Raw genomic sequence first — 18,412 nt, 5'->3', positions numbered from 1 at the left:
TGTTTCCCCGCCAATTAAAAACCTGATATTGCCATACCGCTTATCGGCCAAATATATTCTCATAATAAATATTGCCATTCCAATTTATTCATCACGATAATATTTAACGCCTTTTAAAAATATCCACACTGACAAAAAATAAAAACTGTGAGACAGACACCTTAAAGATGTCAGACAACCAGGATAATATGTCATACAGAAATAAGGATTATTGATTTCAGATATAGACCATTAATGTGCATGGAGCCAAACAATGAGCAAACTCTCTCTTTCCAAAACACTTGTGTGTGCATCGCTTATTTCATTATTTTCTTTGAATGCTATTGCGCAGGATAAAGTCACGTTAAAACTTGCGCATAACCTTGAGCGAAGCCATGTTGTACATCAGGCTTTAGATGAAATGGCTAAAGAAGTCAAAAAACTGTCTGATGGTAAAATGACGATCCGCATTTACCCCAGCAGCCAAATGGGGAGCGCAAGAGAGACCCTGGAATTATTACAAAATGGTGCCCTTGATATGACGAAAGGTTCCGCCAGCGATCTTGAATCTTTTGATAATGTATACGCTATTTATAATCTTCCATTCTTGTTTAAAGATCAGGCGCATTTTAATAACGTTGTTTTCGGTAACGTGGGTAAAGAAATCATGGAGTCTACAAAAGACAAAGGTTTCTTCGCGCTTTCTGCTTACGTTGCTGGTACAAGAAGCTTTTATGCCGGAAAGCCCATTACGAAACCGGAAGATTTGAAAGGACTGAAAATACGCGTTCAGGCCAGCCCAACCACAATAAAAATGATTGAGTTAATGGGTGGCTCGCCTACGCCCATTTCATTTGGTGAGGTTTATACTGCCATGCAACAGGGCGTTGTAGACGGAGCAGAAAATAATGTACCTTCCTGGGTACAAACGCGTCATATCGAAATTGCAAAAGTCTTTTCGGAAGATGAGCACGCTTCCATTCCTGATTTCCTGGTTATTTCAACTAAAACCTGGAACAAATTAACAGCTGAACAAAAAGACATTTTACAAAAAGCAGTTAAGCATTCAGAAACATACCAGCAAAAACTTTGGGCTCAAATCGATGCCGATACCCGTGCTCAGGCAATATCGCAAGGCGGTACAATTGTGAAAGTGGATAAAGCTCCCTTCCGCGCTGCCGTGCAACCTCTGTTTGATGAGTTTAAAAAAGATCCTAAACAGGCCGCATTATTAGCAAAATTCGAAGCCGCTGCTGAATAATATCTACCAGGGCCAGTCATTGGCCCTTATTCACCGGGATAATTAAAGATGATATTTAACCGCATAAAGCTGGCGGTCGATCGCACGATCGCGGCGTTTTCTATTATGGTGATGAGCGTACTGGTTATTTGCGTTGTATGGCAGGTATTTAGTCGTTATGTTCTCAATCAGCCCAGCACGTCAACCGATGAACTTGCTCGCTTTCTGATGATTTGGGTAGGTTTACTCGGTGCAGCCTATACAGTTGGCGCTCAGCGACATCTGTCAATTGATCTCCTGTCAATGGCGCTACAACCGCGTAAACAGGCCCTATTGACCGTCTTAGTAAATCTGTTGATTTTCCTTTTTTCTGGCGGAGTCATCGTCACGGGGGGAATGAAATTAATCGGCAAAACGCTGGCAACCAACCAGGTGTCAGCCGCGATGCAAATCCCTATGGGTTATGTCTATCTTATTTTGCCACTGACCGGAATCGTAATGATGTTCTACGCCTTGTGGTTCATAAATGTTGGTATGGATAAACTAAAAAATCCCATCGAAGGAGTAGATTAATGGATGGCTATATCGCATTAACGTTATTTGGATCCTTTTTCATCCTGGTTTTCCTTGGCGTACCTATTTCATTTGCTATTGGTATTTCGACCGTTAGCTCTATGCTCCTTATGTTTCCCTGGGACATTGCCGTTATTACGGTTTCACAGCGACTGGCTAATGGGTTGGATAATTTTGCCCTGCTGGCTATTCCTTTCTTTATTTTTGCCGGAACACTGATGAATCGAGGCGGAATTGCTCTACGCCTGATTAACCTCGCGCAGGTCATGGTTGGCCGCGTGCCCGGTTCTCTGGGGCATGTTAACGTACTGGCAAATATGATGTTTGGTTCTATTTCAGGCTCTGCGGTTGCCGCAGCGGCGGCGGTAGGTGGAACACTTCATCCAATCCAGACTCGACAGGGTTACGACCCTACCCTTTCAACCGCCATTAACGTTTCGTCCTGTATTACCGGCCTCTTAATACCACCATCGAATGTATTGATCGTTTTCTCACTCACAGCTGGGGGCGTCTCCGTTGCCTCGCTGTTCATGGCGGGTTATTTACCCGGTATTTTGATGGGGCTGGTCATCATGATGGTTTGTGCGGTTATCGCCAGCCGACGCGGGTATCCGCTCTCAGAAAAACCGTCGCTCAAACAGGCACTGACAGCGTTTTTTGCTGCGTTGCCTAGTCTGTTGCTGGTTATCATTGTTATGGGTGGCATCCTGGGTGGTGTATTTACCGCAACAGAAGCATCTGCTATTGCAGTGGTTTACACTTTCATCTTGTCAGTTTTCGTTTACCGCGAAGTGAAGTGGAGTGAGTTACCGGCGTTGGTCCTTGAATCAGTGGTAACAACATCTATTGTTTTATTGCTGATCGGTTTTTCCGTTGGGATGTCATGGGCAATGACAAATGCAGATGTACCCTACATGATTAGCGATGCGCTGATGTCTATTTCTGAAAATCCGCTCGTTATTCTTTTATTAATTAATCTTGTTCTTCTTATTGTTGGCGTTTTTATGGATATGACCCCAGCGGTACTTATTTTCACGCCAATTTTCCTGCCTATTGCGCAGGACTTAGGTATGGACCCGGTACACTTTGGTATCATGATGGTTGCGAATCTGTGCATCGGATTATTAACGCCACCGGTCGGCAGTGCCTTGTTTGTTGGCTGCTCTATTTCGGGCGTTAAAATTCAACACTTGATTAAGCCACTGCTTCCTTTTTATGCCGCGCTACTCGTAGCGCTGGCATTGATTACTTATATACCGCAAATCTCGCTATGGTTCCCCCGCATACTGGGTTTGATGTAACTCGGTCAGGCAGGGAGAAACAACGCCCTTTCTAATCCGAAAAAATGAAATGGGCCACCACGGTGGCCCATTTCATTTTCCTCGCCGAGGAGTGATCTGAATCCAGCCCGGCACACACGGGCTGGAAGATTTACTTGATAATGCCTTGCCGACGCATAACGGCGATGTCCCGTTCCCAACCTTCGTAATCCATCCGGGCTTTGCTATTGGTGATATCCAACTTGCTCAGTTCGCTGCGAAGTTCGTTACGCTTTTTGCGCAGCGGCTCCCGCTTTTTATCGTAAGCCTCCAGGGTTTTCATGACCTCTTCGCGCTTGAGCTGAAACTTAAGTTGGTAGTCCCGACGCTGGTCCACGAGTGCCGTAGCACGCGCTTTTCGCAGCGGTGTGGCATCGCAATCCGGTTTTTTCTGGCACTCGGCCAGCGCCGGTTCATAAATCGTTTTGTTGTAGTTATTTTCAAAATGCAGCGGATCGTTCTGCCTGCCCACCTCCTGAAGCTCCTCCAGCAGCGCGTGTTGCACATCATCACGGGTTAACTGTTTGCCGTTTTTGTCTTTGCCCCACGAAGCGGCAATTTGGGCGTCCAGCGCGTCAATCTCCTTTTGGAGCTGCTCTTGTTTCTCAAGGGATTTATCCAGCGCTTTTTTCTGGGCGGCCCTGTCGGCTTCAATTTTGGCGAGGCGGGGATAAAAATCGCTGTCGGTGACCACCAGATACTTCTCTTTGTTGTTAATGTCCGGTTTCGGATACCCGGCAGGTTTCGCCGCCATCTGCATGGAGAAGAACTCGGTGGTCCAGCCGGAATCTTTTGTCCCCACCGCAGTGACCATCGCCGAGAACTTCACCGGGCGCCCTTTGGTCCAGGTCTGCTCCATAAACTGATAGTTTCCGGCCATACCGACCATGGAATAGAGATCTTCCGTGGCGGAGATATCCCCTTCGGCGGCATAGGTCGCCTGGTTTCCGCGCGAATCAAGCAGGCGCAATGTGATGCTGTCCAGTTGCATTAGCCCTTCCTGCGCCTGGCTAAACTGCTTTTTCAGCACCTCATCGGTGGGGGTATTGCTATCGGCCAGCACACTGCCCGACAGAAGTATCAACGCCGCCAGTCCTGCGGCCCATTTCATTTTCATCGTCAAAATCCTTTTTATGTCTCTTCCATTAATAACCTTGCGGACTATAGGACAATTATTTGGAAGGCGGGTTCCAGTGTCAGCAAAAGGTTGTGGTGAAACAGGGAGAGGGTGGCAGAGTGTGGGGATGGAAATAATACGCTCACATGCAAAACAACTCAGACGCGAACTGACACAAGAAGAAAGACTGCTTTGGTATCTGTTACGCAGCCGCCGATTTTCTCGTTACAAGTTTCGTCGGCAGCACCCTGTCGGTCATTACATTCTTGATTTCGCCTGCTGCGAGGCACGGCTTGCCATTGAGCTGGATGGTGGTCAGCATGATGAGCGGTACGAATATGATGTTCAGCGAACGGTATGGTTAAACAAAAAAGGCTGGATGATCATGCGGTTTTGGAACAATGAACTCTGGCAAAACGAAGAGGCCGTGCTGGAGCGGATATTTGAGGCGCTGCAAATGCTGTTACCCTCACCCCGGCCCTCTCCCTAAAAGGGAGAGGGGGAAATCAGCACCGTAGTCTCAAATCGCACTATCGGTCCCCTCGCCCCTCCGGGGAGAGGGTTAGGGTGAGGGGAACAGACAGAAGAGAAACAACAGAACCTTACTTAAGCCCGCTCACCAGCGCTTTACGGTTAGCTTCCAGCGACACCACGCGGCTACACACATCTTTACCGAACTGCTGGAAATCCGCTTCCTGGTTTTTCCACTCGTTCTGAATGGCGGTCTGCAAACCGCCGAGGCTACCGAGCACACCCTGCAGCGGGTTGCCGCCGCCTTTCAGTACCGCTTTGGCGCCCATCTCGTTAATGCTGTCCTGCAGAATACCGCCCATCGCCTGGTTCACCAGTTGTTGACCATTAGCCTGCACGTCATCAACCGCTTTATAGTGGAACGCCAGGCCATCGCTGCGATGCTCAATAATTTTGTTCATCTGCTCTTTAAGCTGGGCATCCAGCTTGGTCAGGCGGCCACGCATATTGCTGCTCTCGCCCACTTCCTTGACGATGATTTGGTCCAGCGCCACGCGACTTTTCTCTACGCGTGAGCGAGCACCTTCATCAATCCACGGCAGCGCGCTGCGCAATTCAGACTGATAATCCCGTGCCTGCTCGCGTTGTGCGGCGCTCAGCGAATACTGTTTACCGTTGAAGGTCACGTTACCTTCCGGCGTTAGGATCAGATTACCGTTCTCGCCTTTCACCTGGACGGTTTGCGGGCTTAGAATCACATCATCACGCGGGTTCACGCTACATTTGTAATCCGCATTCGCGGCAAAAGCCGTTGCCGTCAGTGCTACCGCCAGTAGCGTCTTGCGCATCATAACCACTCCTGTAGAGACAAAATGGGCCGGCAATTGCCGACCCTTTCATTCTTAGTCCCACCAAATATCGAAAAGTTCGCTGACGCTGACCTCTTCGAATTTGTGCTCCTCGAGCCACTTACGAATCAGCGCCCGGTCCTCTTCGGTGCAATGACCAATGTTCGGTTTGCAGACCAGACCTTCCCATGCCAGGAAACCGCTACCGCCAAAGATCAGGCCGTTAGCTTCAACGGCTTCGCTGATAAACTCATCGACCAGTTTATCAATCTGTTCTTCAGTGGTGCCTTCCGGAAAACGCCATTTGACGGAAAAACCGATCTCCTGAAACTCGTCAATGTGCATCTTTTTACGCAGACGACGACTACGGTTCTTTGCCATTATTTTACCCTCTCGAACATTAAGTCCCATACGCCGTGGCCAAGACGATGACCACGTTGTTCAAATTTGGTTACCGGGCGCGAATCCGGGCGCGGCACATAATCTTTAGTCGACGACAGGTTCTGATAACCCTCAATAGAGGACATAACTTCCAGCATGTGTTCTGCGTAGGCTTCCCAGTCTGTCGCCATATGAAACACGCCGCCCAGTTTCAGCTTGCTCTTCACCAGTTCAGCAAACGGCACCTGAACGATACGGCGCTTATTATGACGTGCTTTATGCCACGGGTCAGGGAAAAAGAGCTGAACCATGTTTAATGAATTGTCAGGAATCATTTTGTGCAGCACTTCGACGGCGTCATGACACATCACGCGCAGGTTCCCGACGCCCTCTTCATGTGCCGAAGAGAGACATGCCCCCACACCCGGAGAGTGCACTTCAATACCTAAAAAGTTCTGCTCAGGACGGGTTTTCGCCATTTCCACCAGCGATGCGCCCATACCGAAGCCAATCTCCAGCGTCACCGGCCCGCTATTGCCAAACAGGGCGGCAAAATCGAGCGGCTGCTCAGCAAACTCAACGCCCATCACCGGCCAGTAATTATCAAGCGCGTGCTGTTGCCCTTTGGTCAGGCGCCCCTGGCGGCGGACAAAGCTGCGGATACGGCGCAGCGGGCGGCCGTTTTCATCAAATTCTGGTGAGATGACGTCGTTATTCATAAATAAGTCTGCTTGTGAGAGTGTTCAGGAAACGGGCATTATCCAAAGTTCGATACAGTATGCAAGATGAAAGCACCGGAAAGTTCCGGTTTACACGTTCATGCCGCTGTGCTGCAATCAGCCCCCCTGTTAACGCGATGTTGGTGACCATGCAAGCGTCTCAATTTTCAGCCCAGGTTCTGGACTGGTACGACAAATACGGGCGTAAGACCCTGCCCTGGCAAATTGAAAAAACGCCTTACAAAGTATGGCTATCCGAAGTGATGTTGCAACAGACCCAGGTCGCAACTGTTATCCCTTATTTTGAGCGTTTTATGGCACGGTTTCCCACCGTCACCGACCTGGCTAATGCGCCGCTTGATGAAGTGCTGCATTTATGGACCGGACTCGGCTATTACGCCCGTGCGCGTAATCTGCACAAAGCGGCAAAACAGGTGGCCGAACTGCATGGCGGCGTCTTCCCGCAAACCTTTGAAGAGGTTGCCGCACTGCCAGGTGTTGGACGTTCGACTGCCGGCGCCATTCTTTCTTTATCACTGGGTAAACACTTTGCGATCCTCGACGGCAACGTGAAGCGCGTTCTTGCGCGTTGCTACGCGGTTGCAGGCTGGCCGGGCAAGAAAGAGGTGGAGAAACGTCTGTGGGAGCTGGCTGAACAGGTGACCCCGGCCAAAGGGGTGGAACAGTTTAACCAGGCGATGATGGACTTAGGCGCCATGGTCTGTACACGTTCAAAACCCAAATGCACGCTTTGCCCGCTGCAAACAGGTTGTATTGCCTACGCGAACCACTCATGGGCCGAGTATCCTGGCAAAAAGCCCAGACAAACGCTGCCGGAGCGCAGCGCATATTTCCTGTTGATGCAACATGGCGATCAGGTCTTCCTGCAACAGCGTCCACCGGTTGGGTTATGGGGCGGCTTGTTCTGTTTCCCGCAGTTTGAAGATGAAGCGTCATTACATGACTGGCTGGCGCAACATCAGATTAAGGCCGATAATCTCAGCCAACTGATTGCGTTTCGCCACACGTTCAGCCATTTCCATCTGGATATTGTGCCTATGTGGCTTACCGTGTCCTCGTTCAGTTCTTGCATGGATGAAGGTACAGGTCTTTGGTATAACTTAGCGCAGCCGCCGTCAGTGGGCCTGGCAGCCCCCGTGGAGCGCCTGTTACAACAATTACGCATCGGCGTGGCGATGTAACGCCGCGCAGAGTAAAGAGGACTATTTATGAGCCGCACTATTTTCTGTACCTTCCTGCAACGTGATGCAGAGGGGCAAGACTTTCAGCTCTATCCGGGGGAACTGGGTAAGCGTATTTATAACGAAATCTCCAAAGAAGCCTGGTCCCAGTGGCAGAAAAAGCAGACGATGCTGATCAACGAAAAGAAACTCAACATGATGAACGTTGAGCATCGCAAACTGCTTGAGCAGGAAATGGTGAGTTACCTGTTCGAAGGCAAAGATGTGCATATTGAAGGCTATACGCCGGAAGATAAAAAATAAATGCATGGCCGCAGCGATGTTCCGCCGTCTGCGGCCTGATTCAGGGTCATTTGTGCAACCAACAATACTTCCGGAATGATGAAAAAATTTTTAGCGCTAGCGATCATTGCGCCGTTGCTTATTTCTTGTTCCAGCTCAAATAAAAATGGCGAGACCTATAACGAAGCCTGGGTTAAAGATACCAACGGTTTTGACATTTTAATGGGGCAGTTTGCCCACAATATCGAGAACTTATGGGGATTTAGCGAAGTACTGATTGCCGGTCCAAAAGATTACGTCAAGTACACCGATCAGTACCAAACCCGAAGCCACATCAACTTCGACGAAGGCACCATCACCGTCGAGACCATCTCCGGCACAGACCCTACGGCACATTTACGCCAGGCCATTATCAAGACCCTGTTAATGGGTGATGATCCGGGCTCTATCGATCTCTATTCCGACGCGGATGATATCCAGATTTCCAAAGAGCCGTTCCTGTATGGCCAGGTGGTGGATAACACGGGCCAGCCCATTCGCTGGATGGGGCGTGCGACCAGCTTCGCGGATTACCTGCTGAAAACACGGCTGCAAAAACGCAGCGTCGGGTTAAAAATCATTTACAGCGTGACGTTTAATCTGGTGCCAAACCATCTGGATAAACGTGCGCATAAATATGTTGGCATGGTCCATCAGGCCGCTCGTCGCTACGGCGTTGACGAATCGCTGATTCTGGCCATTATGCAGACCGAATCGTCATTTAACCCTTATGCGGTCAGCCGCTCCGACGCGCTGGGGCTGATGCAGGTGGTGCAGCATAGCGCCGGTCGTGATGTGTTCCGCGCGCAGGGCAAATCCGGTACACCGAGTCGCAGCTACCTGTTCGATCCGGAAAGCAATATCGATACCGGCACGGCTTACCTGGCGATGCTCAATAATGTCTATCTTTCCGGGATAACCAACCCCACCTCGCGCCGTTATGCCGTCATCACCGCTTACAATGGCGGTGCGGGTAGCGTTCTGCGCGTCTTCTCCAGCGACAAAGTGCAGGCCGCGAATATCATCAACACGATGGCGCCGGGCGATGTCTATTCCACCCTGACCACACGCCACCCTTCTGCGGAGTCACGTAATTACCTTTATAAAGTGAATACCGCGCAAAAAAGCTATCGTCGCACGAAGTAAGAGGTGACTTATCCCCTTCCGTTTAGCGGGAGGGGATAAGAATTCCCTTTGAACACGGGTGTCCCCCGCATACAAATGTGACGAATGTCACTATATTCGACTGCAACCATATCAAGTTTGCATTTATATGTCGGATGTAACAATCTCGCCCCAGCTTCGATGATAGAATCGCCTCACATAACAACAGTAATTGTCTTAATTCCAACATCTATACCCTAAATAATTCGAGTTGCAGGATGGCGGCAACGCAGCGAATCCCCAGGAGCTTACTCTGGTAAGTGACTGAGATGAGTGAGAAAAGCCAACGCACATGCAGCCTGAAATATGACAGGTATATCAGACGCCTTCGGTGAGGAAACTAACATGAATCTTAAGCTGCAGCTTAAAGTGATTATCTTCCTGCAGTTCTGCCTGTGGGGGAGCTGGCTGACTACGCTTGGCTCTTATATGTTTGTCACCCTGAAATTCCAGGGTGCGGAAATTGGCGCGGTCTATAGCTCCCTGGGTATTGCCTCGGTCTTTATGCCTGCGTTGCTGGGTATCGTGGCTGATAAGTGGCTGAGCGCGAAATGGGTTTACGCTATCTGCCATCTGGTGGGCGCTATTACCCTGTTTATCGCCGCTGGCGTGACCACACCGGGTGCGATGTTTGCGGTTATCCTGCTCAACTCGCTGGCGTATATGCCCACGCTGGGCCTGGTCAACACCATCTCCTACGCGCGCCTGCAAAACGCCGGTTATGACATCGTTACGGACTTCCCACCGATTCGTATCTGGGGCACCATCGGCTTTATCCTGGCGATGTGGGCGGTGAGCTTCTCTGGCTTCGAACTGAGCCATATGCAGCTCTATATCGGTGCCGCACTCTCCCTGGTGCTGAGTGTGTTCTCGCTGACCCTGCCGCACATGCCGGTAAGCAACACCCAGAAAAACCAGACCTGGGTGGAAATGCTGGGCCTGAACGCCTTCGCGCTGTTCAAAAACAAACGCATGGCGATTTTCTTTATCTTCTCCATGCTGCTGGGCGCGGAACTGCAGATTACCAATATGTTTGGTAACACCTTCTTGCACAGCTTCGACTCAAATCCGCTGTTCGCGAATAGCTTCATCGTGACGCACGCCTCCGTGCTGATGTCTATCTCGCAGATTTCAGAAACTGTCTTTATCCTGGCGATTCCGTTCTTCCTGGGCCGTTACGGCATCAAGAACGTCATGCTGATGAGTATCGTTGCCTGGATGCTGCGTTTCGGCCTGTTCGCTTACGGCGATCCGACCCCGTTCGGCACCGTCCTGCTGGTTCTCTCCATGATCGTTTACGGTTGTGCGTTCGACTTCTTCAACATCTCCGGTTCTGTATTCGTCGAGAAAGAAGTGAACCCGGCTATCCGCGCCAGTGCGCAGGGTATGCTGCTGATGATGACCAACGGCTTCGGCTGTATCCTTGGCGGTATGGCGAGCGGTAAAGTGGTTGAGATGTACACCGTTGCAGGTGCAACCGACTGGAAAACCGTGTGGCTGATTTTCGCCGGTTACTCTGTGGTTCTGGCCTTTGCGTTCATGGCGATGTTCAAATACAAACATGTTCCGCAAGCGGCTGGCGTCGTGCAGAAAGCATAAGCCTGACTGATTTAATGCCTGCCCGGTGCGCGTGATGCCACCGGGCTTTTTTATGTCTGGCGGTTAGCGTCTGCCGCTAGCCCAGCGTCGCCAGCACATACGAGACCGCCAGCAGATCGGCGCTGCCGCCGGGGCTGAGATTGCGACTGATTAATGCCTTATCCATCTCTTGCAGGCGCGCAATGTTCCAGCCGTTTTTTAACAGCGTCTGCGCATATTCCTGCACATAGCACAACCCGTCGATACCGCCGCGGGAGACCAGATTACTGTCGGGATTTATCGCCATTAAGCGCAGCAGCGCATGGTGAAAACGCCGTTCACCCGCCTCCTGATACCAGTATGGCAGCACATGTTGGCGTATCGTGGGAAAGCCCAGTTCCGCCTCACCGCGCGCGCCGGTCAGGCCAAACTGTTGATACTGTTTTTCACCCGCCGTTGTCGCATGCGTGCGGGAAGCCAGCTCTCGCGCCACCAGCCCTTTGCAGATCTCAGCCACCTGCTGACAGACCGATTGTGCACAGACCAGACGGTTCAGACCGCGTAAACGCCCCGCCGCAAAGCAGATCAGCCCCAGGGAAAAGATGCCGCCTTTATGGGTATTTACACCGTCGGTCGCCTCGAACATAGCCTGTTCGCAGGCCATTCCTGCCGGGCGCAATAAGCGCAACTGTTCGCTGGCGGGTTTTAAAGCATGCTCGAACCCGGCTTTTTCGAAGATGCGAAACCAGGGGGTGATGGCATCGATACTGCGTAAAAATAACGCGTGATCCATATCGCTGTGCGAACCGTTGTTCGCCATGTCCACCAGCCCCGGTTTGGGGGTGAGATTGACTTCAAGACGCAGTGCCGTGGCGGCCAGCGCCCAGACATCAAAACGGGCGAGTTTAGTCGCGAGCGAACCAGCCATCGATCAGGGTCTCCACACGTGACACGACCTCTTCCATGGGATGACGGCGCGACCGGGCGCAACCGTGGGCAGGTTCATCGCAGACCAGGCAGCGCCGGGTACTGAGATCCAGAGACTGACGTCCCACCTGACCGTTTTTCGGGCATATCACATCAAAATCCCACAGTCTGCCAAGCGGATGCGTCTGTTCCAGTTCAATACACTGGGCTTTAATTTCCGCCGCGGCATGGTCAACACACCACAGAGCTTCCGCACCGGTCGGCAACCACAGTACCTGGCGATCCAACACTGGCCAGTGATTCTGCCACAGCAGTTGATCGCACGCCTGTAGCGCCACCCCCATGGTGTTACGGTAACGGATACTGTCTTTCTGCGCGCCGGGGGTGACCAGCGTCAGGGAGATAACCGGATGGTGATAATGAGTGAGCCAGTCAGCCTGGCGCGCTGCACGGTTTTCTTTCGCCGTCAGCAGCGCTTCAAGGCTGACGCCCGCTCTTACGGGCGTCAGTAATGTCATTAGATGTTCTCCTTCACCTGACGCACAACGTCAATCACGCTGCCGTCACGATAGCGAATCACCCCGACGATACGGTCGGTGAATTCAATGGGTTTCGGTGTCCCGGTCAGCGAGATCGCACGCGCGTACAGGGCTTCGATATCCACCACTTTCAGTCCGGCATTCACCAGGCGCTCGCGGATTTCCGGGCGTGCCGGGTTCACCGCGATGCCGTGGTCGGTGACCAGCACATCAATGCTTTCGCCCGGCGTGAGCAGCGTGGTGACGCGTTTTACTACAGTCGGGATGCGGCTGCGCAGAAGCGGTGCCACAACGATGGTCAAATTCGCTGCCGCTGCAACGTCGCAGTGGCCGCCGGATGCGCCGCGCATCACGCCATCGGAACCGGTGATAACGTTGACATTGAAGTCAACGTCGATCTCCAGCGCGCTGAGGATAACCACGTCCAGTTGGTCACAGCAGGCCGCTTTGCTGCCAGGGTTGGCGTAAACGTTGGTAGAGATTTCCACGTGGTTCGGGTTACGCGCCAGCGATGCTGCCGCCTCACTGTCAAAGCACTGCGTATCCAGCAGTTTTGCCACCAGACCTTTTTCGTGCAGCGACACCAGACCACCGGTGATACCGCCCAGCGCAAAGCCTGCCTTCACGCCGAGACGTTCCATTTTCTCTTCCATAAAACGTGTACAGGCCGTTGAAGCCGCACCGGAACCCGTCTGCATGGAGAAACCATTTTTGAAATAGCCGGAATGCTCGATAACATCCGCCGCATAACGGGCAATCATCAGTTCACGCGGGTTGCTGGTCACGCGCGCCGCGCCAACGCTGATTTTCGCCGGGTCGCCTACGCTCTCGACCTGCACAATGTAATCCACCTGATCCTGTACCAGGCTGGCTGGCATGTTCGGGAACGGCACCAGCTCTTCGGTCAGCAACACCACTTTTTTAGCGAACTGCGCATCGACCATGGCATAACCCAGCGAACCACAGCAGGATTTACCCTGGGTGCCGTTAGCGTTACCAAACTCGTCGCTGCACGGTACGCCGAGGAAGGCGACATCGATATTCAGCTCGCCATCCTGCAGCAGTTTCACGCGGCCACCGTGCGAGTGGATTTGCACCGGCTCCGCCATCAGGCCGTGGGAAATCGCATCCGCCAGCTTGCCGCGCATGCCGGAGGTGTAGATACGGGTGATAACGCCATTTTTGATATGCTCAATCAGGCTTTCGTTACAGGTCATCAGCGAGCTGGAAGCCAGCGTCAGATCTTTAAAGCCCAGTCGCGCCAGGATTTCCACCACGTTGTTGATCACCCGATCGCCTTCGCGAAACGCATGATGGAACGAAATGGTCATGCCGTCTTTCAGGCCACTGCGGGCAATGGCATCTTCCAGGGTAGCGCACAATTTGCGGTTATGTTTGCTGTCGAGATCGGCAAGCCACGGCGTGCTGGCATGGGCGCTATCGAACGGTTTTAAATCGCGCAGATGCGGAAAGTTAACGTGGAGAAGCTCTGTCTGATTCATTGTTCTGTCCTTACCGACGCACGCCGGACGCGGCGGCACGTTCCAGCACCATTCGCGCATGATTAATAATGGGGCCGTCGATCATCTTACCGTTCAGCGACACCACGCCCAGCCCGTTGCGTTCGCCCTCTTCTGCGGCTTCGATCACTAACTTCGCGTGATCCACTTCGTGCTGCGTTGGCGCATACGCGTTGTGCAGCAGATCGATCTGGCGCGGGTTGATCAGCGACTTGCCGTTAAAGCCCATTTTGCGGATCAGATCGACTTCGCGCAGGAAACCGGCCTCGTCATTTACGTCCGACCACACCACGTCAAAGGCGTCGATCCCGGCGGCACGTGCCGCATGCAGTACGGCACAGCGGGCGTAGAACAGCTCGGTGCCGTCGCCGCGTTCGGTTTGCATGTCCATCACGTAGTCAAACGCCGCCAGCGCGATGCCGATCAGACGCTGTGAACTGCGTGCGATCGCCACGGCATTGATAACGCCGATCGCGGATTCGATCGCGGCCATCACCTTCGTGGATCCGATCTCACGCCCGCAGGCCATTTCGATGCGTTCAAGATGGCGTTCGAGTTCGTAAATATCTTCCGGCGTGTCGGTTTTTGGCAGACGAACCACATCCACCCCGGCGCGGACCACGGCTTCCAGATCTTTCAGGCCAAACGGGGTATTGAGCGGGTTGATACGAACGACGGTTTCGATGTCTTCGTACATCGGGTGTTGCAGCGCATGAAAGACCAGCAGACGCGCAGTGTCTTTTTCACGCAGCGCCACGGCATCTTCCAGGTCAAACATGATGGAGTCCGGGCGGTAAATAAACGAGTTGGAAAGCATGGCGGCGTTGGCGCCTGGGAGAAACAGCATGCTACGACGAAGCTTTTTCATTGCAGTTTCTCCCAGTCAATATTGTCACTGTCACTGGCGCGTAATACCGCGCTCTGTAGGCGGGCGCGGATCACACAGTCCAGCGCACCTTTATCTTCAATAATGATCAGTCCCTGGTGGACTTCCATGGCGCGCAGCGTGGTGGTCACCACATGGCGAATTTGATCGCCAAACTGCTTAATCACTTCACTGTGAATGACGATATCCAGCTCGCCATCAGCGGGGGCTATTTTCACCATCAGGTCGCTGGACTCCATAGTCCCGGCCAGCGCCTCCCTAACAATTTTCATAATTTATTTCCTGAGTTTTTTAAGCGACTTCCGCGCTGTAGTGCGTTTCGAGATGCACGAAAGTGGTATCCGGTACTATTTCCCGAATACGGGAAAACTGGTGCGTCTTAAGTAGACGACGAACTTCCGAGGCAGAGATGGCATTGCCCGTGGCTTTGATGCGCGGGATCTCCACCACCTCTACCGCGCCTGTAAGCAGGCGGTGCATAGTCTGGTTGTACTGGCGCGTAATATCGCAAAACGGCTCTGAGCCGATAAATCGATGGGTAATACCCAGCGCGGGGGCGATGTGGTCGCGAAAAATCAGCAGATCGATTTCGCTCCACGCCTGCTGTACCTTGCCGGTCTCTTTGAGGAAATAGGCCGGAAATGTCGCCCGCGAAATGATGTATTCCGATCCCTTGTGAACGGTCACGTTTGGCAGATGAGCGACCCCTGCCCGTACCATGTCCAGACGGTCGGTGAAGGGGAAAAACGACGCATCCTCCTGAACCACGAACAGATGTAAGTGGTCGCAGGAATGCGCCGCTTGTTCCACCAGATGGCGGTGCCCAAGGGTGAACGGATTAGCGTTCATCACGATAGCCCCAACGCGCTTTCCTTCTACGCGATAGGGCTGCAATGAGCGGCAGTAACGGCTGATGCCAAAGGGCGTGTTTTCCATTAACACCGCGTTGTTGCCGCTCTGCGCAATAGGCCAGAATCCGCTGTGTGCAAAGCGCTCCTTGTTACAGGGGCGCGTACAGAGGAACAGATGAAAATGTCCCCGTGACAGCGCGAGGTGTTCCACCTCAGCCAGCAAACGGGCGCTAAGATTTTCTCCGCGCAGGTTTTCATCTACCGCCACACATTTGATGACATTGGCGGCCAGGCCCGCACAACCCACCAGCCGGAGTCCCGACCAGGCTTCAACGAAAGTGGTGATATCGTTGTCCATGCCTAAGCCGCTGTCCGCGAGCAGATTACGAATCTGCGTAAAACGCTGCGCGCCGCTCGTGACATCCGCAATGCGAAAATCAATGGGAGGTTGTGCTTGCATAAATCCGCCGCGTTCCTTAGTGCATGGGCGACAGCGATAAGGCTGGCGCGTCCATAATCACATTGCTGAGATGACCGATATTCTCGATCTCCACTTCGATGCGATCGCCCGCGTTCATGAACAGCGGTGGATTCCGTTTTTTGCCAACGCCACCCGGTGAACCGGTGATGATCACATCGCCAGCATTCAGGCGCGTGAAGGTACTGATGTACTCGATAAGCTCCGCCACTTTGTGGATCATGCTGGCGGTGTTGTCTTCCTGCACCATGCGGCCATTCAGCCAGGTGCGGATCGCCAGACTGTGCGGATCCGGAATCTCATCCGCCGTGGTCATCCACGGACCGAACGCACCGGTCTGACGCCAGTTTTTACCGGCGGTAAACCAGGTGTGCTGCCAGTCGCGTGCAGAACCGTCCATATAGCAGCTGTAACCGCCAACGTGGCTCAATGCCTCTTCACGGGAGATGTTCTCTCCGCTTTTGCCGATGATCACCGCCAGTTCACCTTCGTAATCAAACTCGCTGGAGTGACGCGGTTTGAGTACCGGGGTCTGGTGGCCGGTTTGCGAATCGGCAAAACGGACGAACAGCGTCGGTGCCGGGTTGTGCTGATCAAACTCTTTACGTTTGTCGGCGTAGTTCATGCCGACGCAAAGAATTTTCCCTGGGTTATCAATCACCGGCAGAAATTCCAGCGCATCGAAGCTCAGATCCGGTTTTTCACCAGACAACTGCTGCGCTTCATTTAACGCGTTGGCAGCGAGCAACGATTTCAAATCGCTGTAACGATCGCCCAGACGGCGTCCCAGATTGATCACACCATCCGCCTTCACGATCCCATAACTACGGATCCCCTGATGGACAAAGCTTGCGAGTTTCATATCAGTTCCTGTAACACATGAATCAGACGAGGAAGTTGCCGAGAACCAGCAGTGATACCGAGACGTTGATCGCGCCGCCGATACGGGTAGCGATCTGTGCGAACGGCATCAGGCTCATACGGTTACCTGCAGTGAGGATGGCAACATCCCCGGTGCCACCCTGCCCGCTCTGACAGCAGGAGACGATGGCGACATCAATCGGATGCATACCGATTTTTTTACCTACGAAGAAGCCCGTGGCGACCAGCGCGGACACGGTGCTGACAATCACCAACAGGTTAGTGAGGGTGAATGCGTGTACCAGCTCCTGCCACGGGGTGATAGCCACGCCCACAGCGAAGAGGATTGGGTAAGTCACAGAGGTCTGGAAGAATTTGTAAACGACCTGAGAACCTTCGAGGATCTTCGGCGATACGCCGTGAACCAGTTTGACCAGCACCGCCATAAACAGCATGCCAACCGGCGCCGGCAGACCAATCAGTTTGTGGCCCAGCATACCCAGCATGTACAGCAGCACGGCCAGCAGCGCACCGGATGCGATAGTGGTGACGTCAGCTTTACCGCTGAACGCAGGCGTAGCAGGGGCTTTCTCATCGGTGTTATCACGATTCGGCATCAACTGGCCTTCACCGGTCAGGTGCGGGAAGCGTTTACCCAGTTGGTTCAGACAGCCAGAGATAATGATGGCTGTCAGGCCGCCAAGCATTACCATCGGCAGTACGCGACCCAGCGCAACGCCCTGATCCATATGCAGAATGGTGGCGTAACCGATAGAAAGCGGAATGGCGCCTTCACCCACACCACCCGCCATGATTGGCAGAATGATAAAGAAGAAGATCTGGAACGGTTCGAGACCGAGCAGCAGCCCCACGCCCATCCCAACCAGCATGCCGACGATTTCGCCACACAGCATCGGGAAGAAAATACGCAGGAAGCCCTGAATCAGCGTGGTGCGATTCATGCTCATAATACTGCCGACAATAATGCAGCAGATGTAGAGGTACAGAATGTTAGTGGATTTGTAGAACTTGGTGGTGGACTCGACAACCACATCCGGCAGCAGGCCATAATAGACCATTGCAGAAGGGATGAAGGTAGCGCAAATCGCCGCCGCACCCAGTTTACCGATAATCGGCAGGCGTTTACCGAACTCACCACAGGCGAAGCCGAAAAACGCCAGTGTTGCGACCATCACAACGATATCGCTGGGTAATTTACCGCCCAGACAATCGATGGCGATTAATGCACCAGCAAGTAAAAACAACGGCAATGGAATAATCCCGACTTTCCAGGTATCCATAATGTGCCACCATCTGTCTTTCAATGATGGTTTTTGAATCGATAGTGACTCAGAGGTAATAGAAAAAGAATCGTCAGTTGTGCTCATAATTAAGCCCCTTGGTTATTTTGCATTTGTAGCTTAAAGGGCCAGGTTTT

The 18,412-nt window shown here is 52.6% G+C and carries 20 protein-coding genes; 8 read left to right on the top strand and 12 right to left on the bottom strand.

Annotated elements, in window-relative coordinates; translation table 11 throughout:
* The first annotated feature begins 253 nt into the window (after positions 1-253).
* From ACS0RQ_RS04230 to ACS0RQ_RS04220, 3 genes are read left to right on the top strand one after another with little or no spacing between them, the layout of a single operon-like run.
* The gene (locus tag ACS0RQ_RS04230) at positions 254-1,240 is read left to right on the top strand and encodes a TRAP transporter substrate-binding protein (protein ID WP_271849728.1); all 987 of its coding nucleotides are present in this window, start codon (positions 254-256) and stop codon (positions 1,238-1,240) included.
* Positions 1,241-1,288: 48 nt separating this feature from the next.
* Positions 1,289-1,792 (top strand): TRAP transporter small permease, encoded by a 504-nt coding sequence (locus ACS0RQ_RS04225; protein ID WP_271849727.1) that lies wholly within the window; start codon positions 1,289-1,291, stop codon positions 1,790-1,792.
* On the top strand, positions 1,792-3,093 hold the full coding sequence (locus ACS0RQ_RS04220; protein WP_271849726.1) for a TRAP transporter large permease: 1,302 nt from the start codon (positions 1,792-1,794) through the stop codon (positions 3,091-3,093). The genes ACS0RQ_RS04225 and ACS0RQ_RS04220 overlap by 1 nt, the downstream gene beginning before the upstream one ends.
* 130 nt (positions 3,094-3,223) lie before the next feature.
* Here the strand turns inward: ACS0RQ_RS04220 and ACS0RQ_RS04215 are convergent, their stop codons facing one another.
* On the bottom strand, positions 3,224-4,228 hold the full coding sequence (locus ACS0RQ_RS04215) for a DUF1202 family protein (RefSeq protein ID WP_271849725.1): 1,005 nt from the start codon (positions 4,226-4,228) through the stop codon (positions 3,224-3,226).
* A gap of 127 nt (positions 4,229-4,355) precedes the next feature.
* On the opposite strand from ACS0RQ_RS04215, the gene ACS0RQ_RS04210 reads away from it, so the two are divergent.
* Complete coding sequence (locus ACS0RQ_RS04210; RefSeq protein ID WP_271849724.1) at positions 4,356-4,718, top strand: endonuclease domain-containing protein; 363 nt, start codon at positions 4,356-4,358, stop codon at positions 4,716-4,718.
* A 112-nt stretch (positions 4,719-4,830) separates the two neighbouring features.
* Here ACS0RQ_RS04210 and ACS0RQ_RS04205 read toward each other — a convergent pair whose 3' ends face one another.
* From ACS0RQ_RS04205 to trmB, 3 genes are read right to left on the bottom strand one after another with little or no spacing between them, the layout of a single operon-like run.
* Positions 4,831-5,550, bottom strand: coding sequence for a YggN family protein (locus tag ACS0RQ_RS04205; protein ID WP_039078029.1), 720 nt, complete (start codon positions 5,548-5,550; stop codon positions 4,831-4,833).
* 51 nt (positions 5,551-5,601) lie between these two features.
* The gene (locus ACS0RQ_RS04200) at positions 5,602-5,928 is read right to left on the bottom strand and encodes a YggL family protein (protein ID WP_039078030.1); all 327 of its coding nucleotides are present in this window, start codon (positions 5,926-5,928) and stop codon (positions 5,602-5,604) included.
* On the bottom strand, positions 5,928-6,647 hold the full coding sequence (gene trmB / locus ACS0RQ_RS04195) for a tRNA (guanosine(46)-N7)-methyltransferase TrmB (protein ID WP_039078031.1): 720 nt from the start codon (positions 6,645-6,647) through the stop codon (positions 5,928-5,930). Before trmB ends, ACS0RQ_RS04200 begins: the two co-directional genes overlap by 1 nt.
* A 149-nt stretch (positions 6,648-6,796) precedes the next feature.
* Between trmB and mutY the strand changes: the two genes are divergently transcribed.
* From mutY to ACS0RQ_RS04175, 4 genes are all read left to right on the top strand, one after another.
* The gene (mutY, locus tag ACS0RQ_RS04190) at positions 6,797-7,849 is read left to right on the top strand and encodes an A/G-specific adenine glycosylase (protein WP_172600620.1); all 1,053 of its coding nucleotides are present in this window, start codon (positions 6,797-6,799) and stop codon (positions 7,847-7,849) included.
* A gap of 27 nt (positions 7,850-7,876) precedes the next feature.
* Complete coding sequence (locus ACS0RQ_RS04185; RefSeq protein ID WP_039078032.1) at positions 7,877-8,152, top strand: oxidative damage protection protein; 276 nt, start codon at positions 7,877-7,879, stop codon at positions 8,150-8,152.
* Positions 8,153-8,227: 75 nt separating this feature from the next.
* Entirely contained in the window at positions 8,228-9,316 is a 1,089-nt protein-coding gene (gene mltC, locus ACS0RQ_RS04180; RefSeq protein WP_039078033.1) for a membrane-bound lytic murein transglycosylase MltC, read from the top strand.
* Positions 9,317-9,679: 363 nt separating this feature from the next.
* Complete coding sequence (locus ACS0RQ_RS04175) at positions 9,680-10,933, top strand: nucleoside permease (RefSeq protein ID WP_271849722.1); 1,254 nt, start codon at positions 9,680-9,682, stop codon at positions 10,931-10,933.
* Positions 10,934-11,009: 76 nt separating this feature from the next.
* On the opposite strand, the gene citG is transcribed toward ACS0RQ_RS04175, so the two are convergent.
* Genes citG through ACS0RQ_RS04135 form a run of 8 tightly spaced genes read right to left on the bottom strand, consistent with a single transcriptional unit; the run spans position 11,010 to position 18,362 of the window.
* Complete coding sequence (citG, locus tag ACS0RQ_RS04170) at positions 11,010-11,840, bottom strand: triphosphoribosyl-dephospho-CoA synthase CitG (protein ID WP_271849721.1); 831 nt, start codon at positions 11,838-11,840, stop codon at positions 11,010-11,012.
* Positions 11,818-12,357 carry a citrate lyase holo-[acyl-carrier protein] synthase gene (gene citX, locus ACS0RQ_RS04165; protein WP_047368905.1) on the bottom strand — a complete coding sequence of 180 codons (540 nt, stop codon included), beginning with the start codon at positions 12,355-12,357 and terminating at the stop codon, positions 11,818-11,820. The genes citG and citX overlap by 23 nt, the downstream gene beginning before the upstream one ends.
* Entirely contained in the window at positions 12,357-13,880 is a 1,524-nt protein-coding gene (citF, locus tag ACS0RQ_RS04160; protein WP_271849720.1) for a citrate lyase subunit alpha, read from the bottom strand. The genes citX and citF overlap by 1 nt, the downstream gene beginning before the upstream one ends.
* 10 nt (positions 13,881-13,890) lie before the next feature.
* Positions 13,891-14,766 carry a citrate (pro-3S)-lyase subunit beta gene (gene citE, locus ACS0RQ_RS04155; RefSeq protein WP_039078038.1) on the bottom strand — a complete coding sequence of 292 codons (876 nt, stop codon included), beginning with the start codon at positions 14,764-14,766 and terminating at the stop codon, positions 13,891-13,893.
* A complete protein-coding gene (citD, locus tag ACS0RQ_RS04150) occupies positions 14,763-15,056 on the bottom strand; it encodes a citrate lyase acyl carrier protein (RefSeq protein WP_039078039.1) in 294 nt (97 codons plus the stop codon). Before citD ends, citE begins: the two co-directional genes overlap by 4 nt.
* Positions 15,057-15,075: 19 nt before the next feature.
* Positions 15,076-16,095: a [citrate (pro-3S)-lyase] ligase gene (citC, locus tag ACS0RQ_RS04145; protein WP_103281496.1), complete on the bottom strand. Its 1,020-nt coding sequence runs from the start codon at positions 16,093-16,095 to the stop codon at positions 15,076-15,078.
* Positions 16,096-16,111: 16 nt separating this feature from the next.
* Positions 16,112-16,975: a fumarylacetoacetate hydrolase family protein gene (locus tag ACS0RQ_RS04140; RefSeq protein WP_039078041.1), complete on the bottom strand. Its 864-nt coding sequence runs from the start codon at positions 16,973-16,975 to the stop codon at positions 16,112-16,114.
* Between the two features lie 22 nt (positions 16,976-16,997).
* Positions 16,998-18,362: a 2-hydroxycarboxylate transporter family protein gene (locus ACS0RQ_RS04135; RefSeq protein WP_039078042.1), complete on the bottom strand. Its 1,365-nt coding sequence runs from the start codon at positions 18,360-18,362 to the stop codon at positions 16,998-17,000.
* Positions 18,363-18,412: the final 50 nt, after the last annotated feature.

The organism is Phytobacter diazotrophicus (assembly GCF_052061655.1).
Classification (GTDB): Bacteria; Pseudomonadota; Gammaproteobacteria; order Enterobacterales; family Enterobacteriaceae; genus Phytobacter; species Phytobacter diazotrophicus.
This window is presented reverse-complemented; position numbering and strand designations above follow the sequence as displayed.

Coding starts and splice junctions, on each gene's coding strand:
- ACS0RQ_RS04230 (WP_271849728.1), top strand. CDS start 254: ATGAGCAAACTCTCTCTTTCCAAAACACTTGTGTGTGCATCGCTTATT.
- ACS0RQ_RS04225 (WP_271849727.1), top strand. CDS start 1,289: ATGATATTTAACCGCATAAAGCTGGCGGTCGATCGCACGATCGCGGCG.
- ACS0RQ_RS04220 (WP_271849726.1), top strand. CDS start 1,792: ATGGATGGCTATATCGCATTAACGTTATTTGGATCCTTTTTCATCCTG.
- ACS0RQ_RS04215 (WP_271849725.1), bottom strand. CDS start 4,228: ATGAAAATGAAATGGGCCGCAGGACTGGCGGCGTTGATACTTCTGTCG.
- ACS0RQ_RS04210 (WP_271849724.1), top strand. CDS start 4,356: ATGGAAATAATACGCTCACATGCAAAACAACTCAGACGCGAACTGACA.
- ACS0RQ_RS04205 (WP_039078029.1), bottom strand. CDS start 5,550: ATGATGCGCAAGACGCTACTGGCGGTAGCACTGACGGCAACGGCTTTT.
- ACS0RQ_RS04200 (WP_039078030.1), bottom strand. CDS start 5,928: ATGGCAAAGAACCGTAGTCGTCGTCTGCGTAAAAAGATGCACATTGAC.
- trmB (WP_039078031.1), bottom strand. CDS start 6,647: ATGAATAACGACGTCATCTCACCAGAATTTGATGAAAACGGCCGCCCG.
- mutY (WP_172600620.1), top strand. CDS start 6,797: ATGCAAGCGTCTCAATTTTCAGCCCAGGTTCTGGACTGGTACGACAAA.
- ACS0RQ_RS04185 (WP_039078032.1), top strand. CDS start 7,877: ATGAGCCGCACTATTTTCTGTACCTTCCTGCAACGTGATGCAGAGGGG.
- mltC (WP_039078033.1), top strand. CDS start 8,228: ATGATGAAAAAATTTTTAGCGCTAGCGATCATTGCGCCGTTGCTTATT.
- ACS0RQ_RS04175 (WP_271849722.1), top strand. CDS start 9,680: ATGAATCTTAAGCTGCAGCTTAAAGTGATTATCTTCCTGCAGTTCTGC.
- citG (WP_271849721.1), bottom strand. CDS start 11,840: ATGGCTGGTTCGCTCGCGACTAAACTCGCCCGTTTTGATGTCTGGGCG.
- citX (WP_047368905.1), bottom strand. CDS start 12,357: ATGACATTACTGACGCCCGTAAGAGCGGGCGTCAGCCTTGAAGCGCTG.
- citF (WP_271849720.1), bottom strand. CDS start 13,880: ATGAATCAGACAGAGCTTCTCCACGTTAACTTTCCGCATCTGCGCGAT.
- citE (WP_039078038.1), bottom strand. CDS start 14,766: ATGAAAAAGCTTCGTCGTAGCATGCTGTTTCTCCCAGGCGCCAACGCC.
- citD (WP_039078039.1), bottom strand. CDS start 15,056: ATGAAAATTGTTAGGGAGGCGCTGGCCGGGACTATGGAGTCCAGCGAC.
- citC (WP_103281496.1), bottom strand. CDS start 16,095: ATGCAAGCACAACCTCCCATTGATTTTCGCATTGCGGATGTCACGAGC.
- ACS0RQ_RS04140 (WP_039078041.1), bottom strand. CDS start 16,975: ATGAAACTCGCAAGCTTTGTCCATCAGGGGATCCGTAGTTATGGGATC.
- ACS0RQ_RS04135 (WP_039078042.1), bottom strand. CDS start 18,362: ATGAGCACAACTGACGATTCTTTTTCTATTACCTCTGAGTCACTATCG.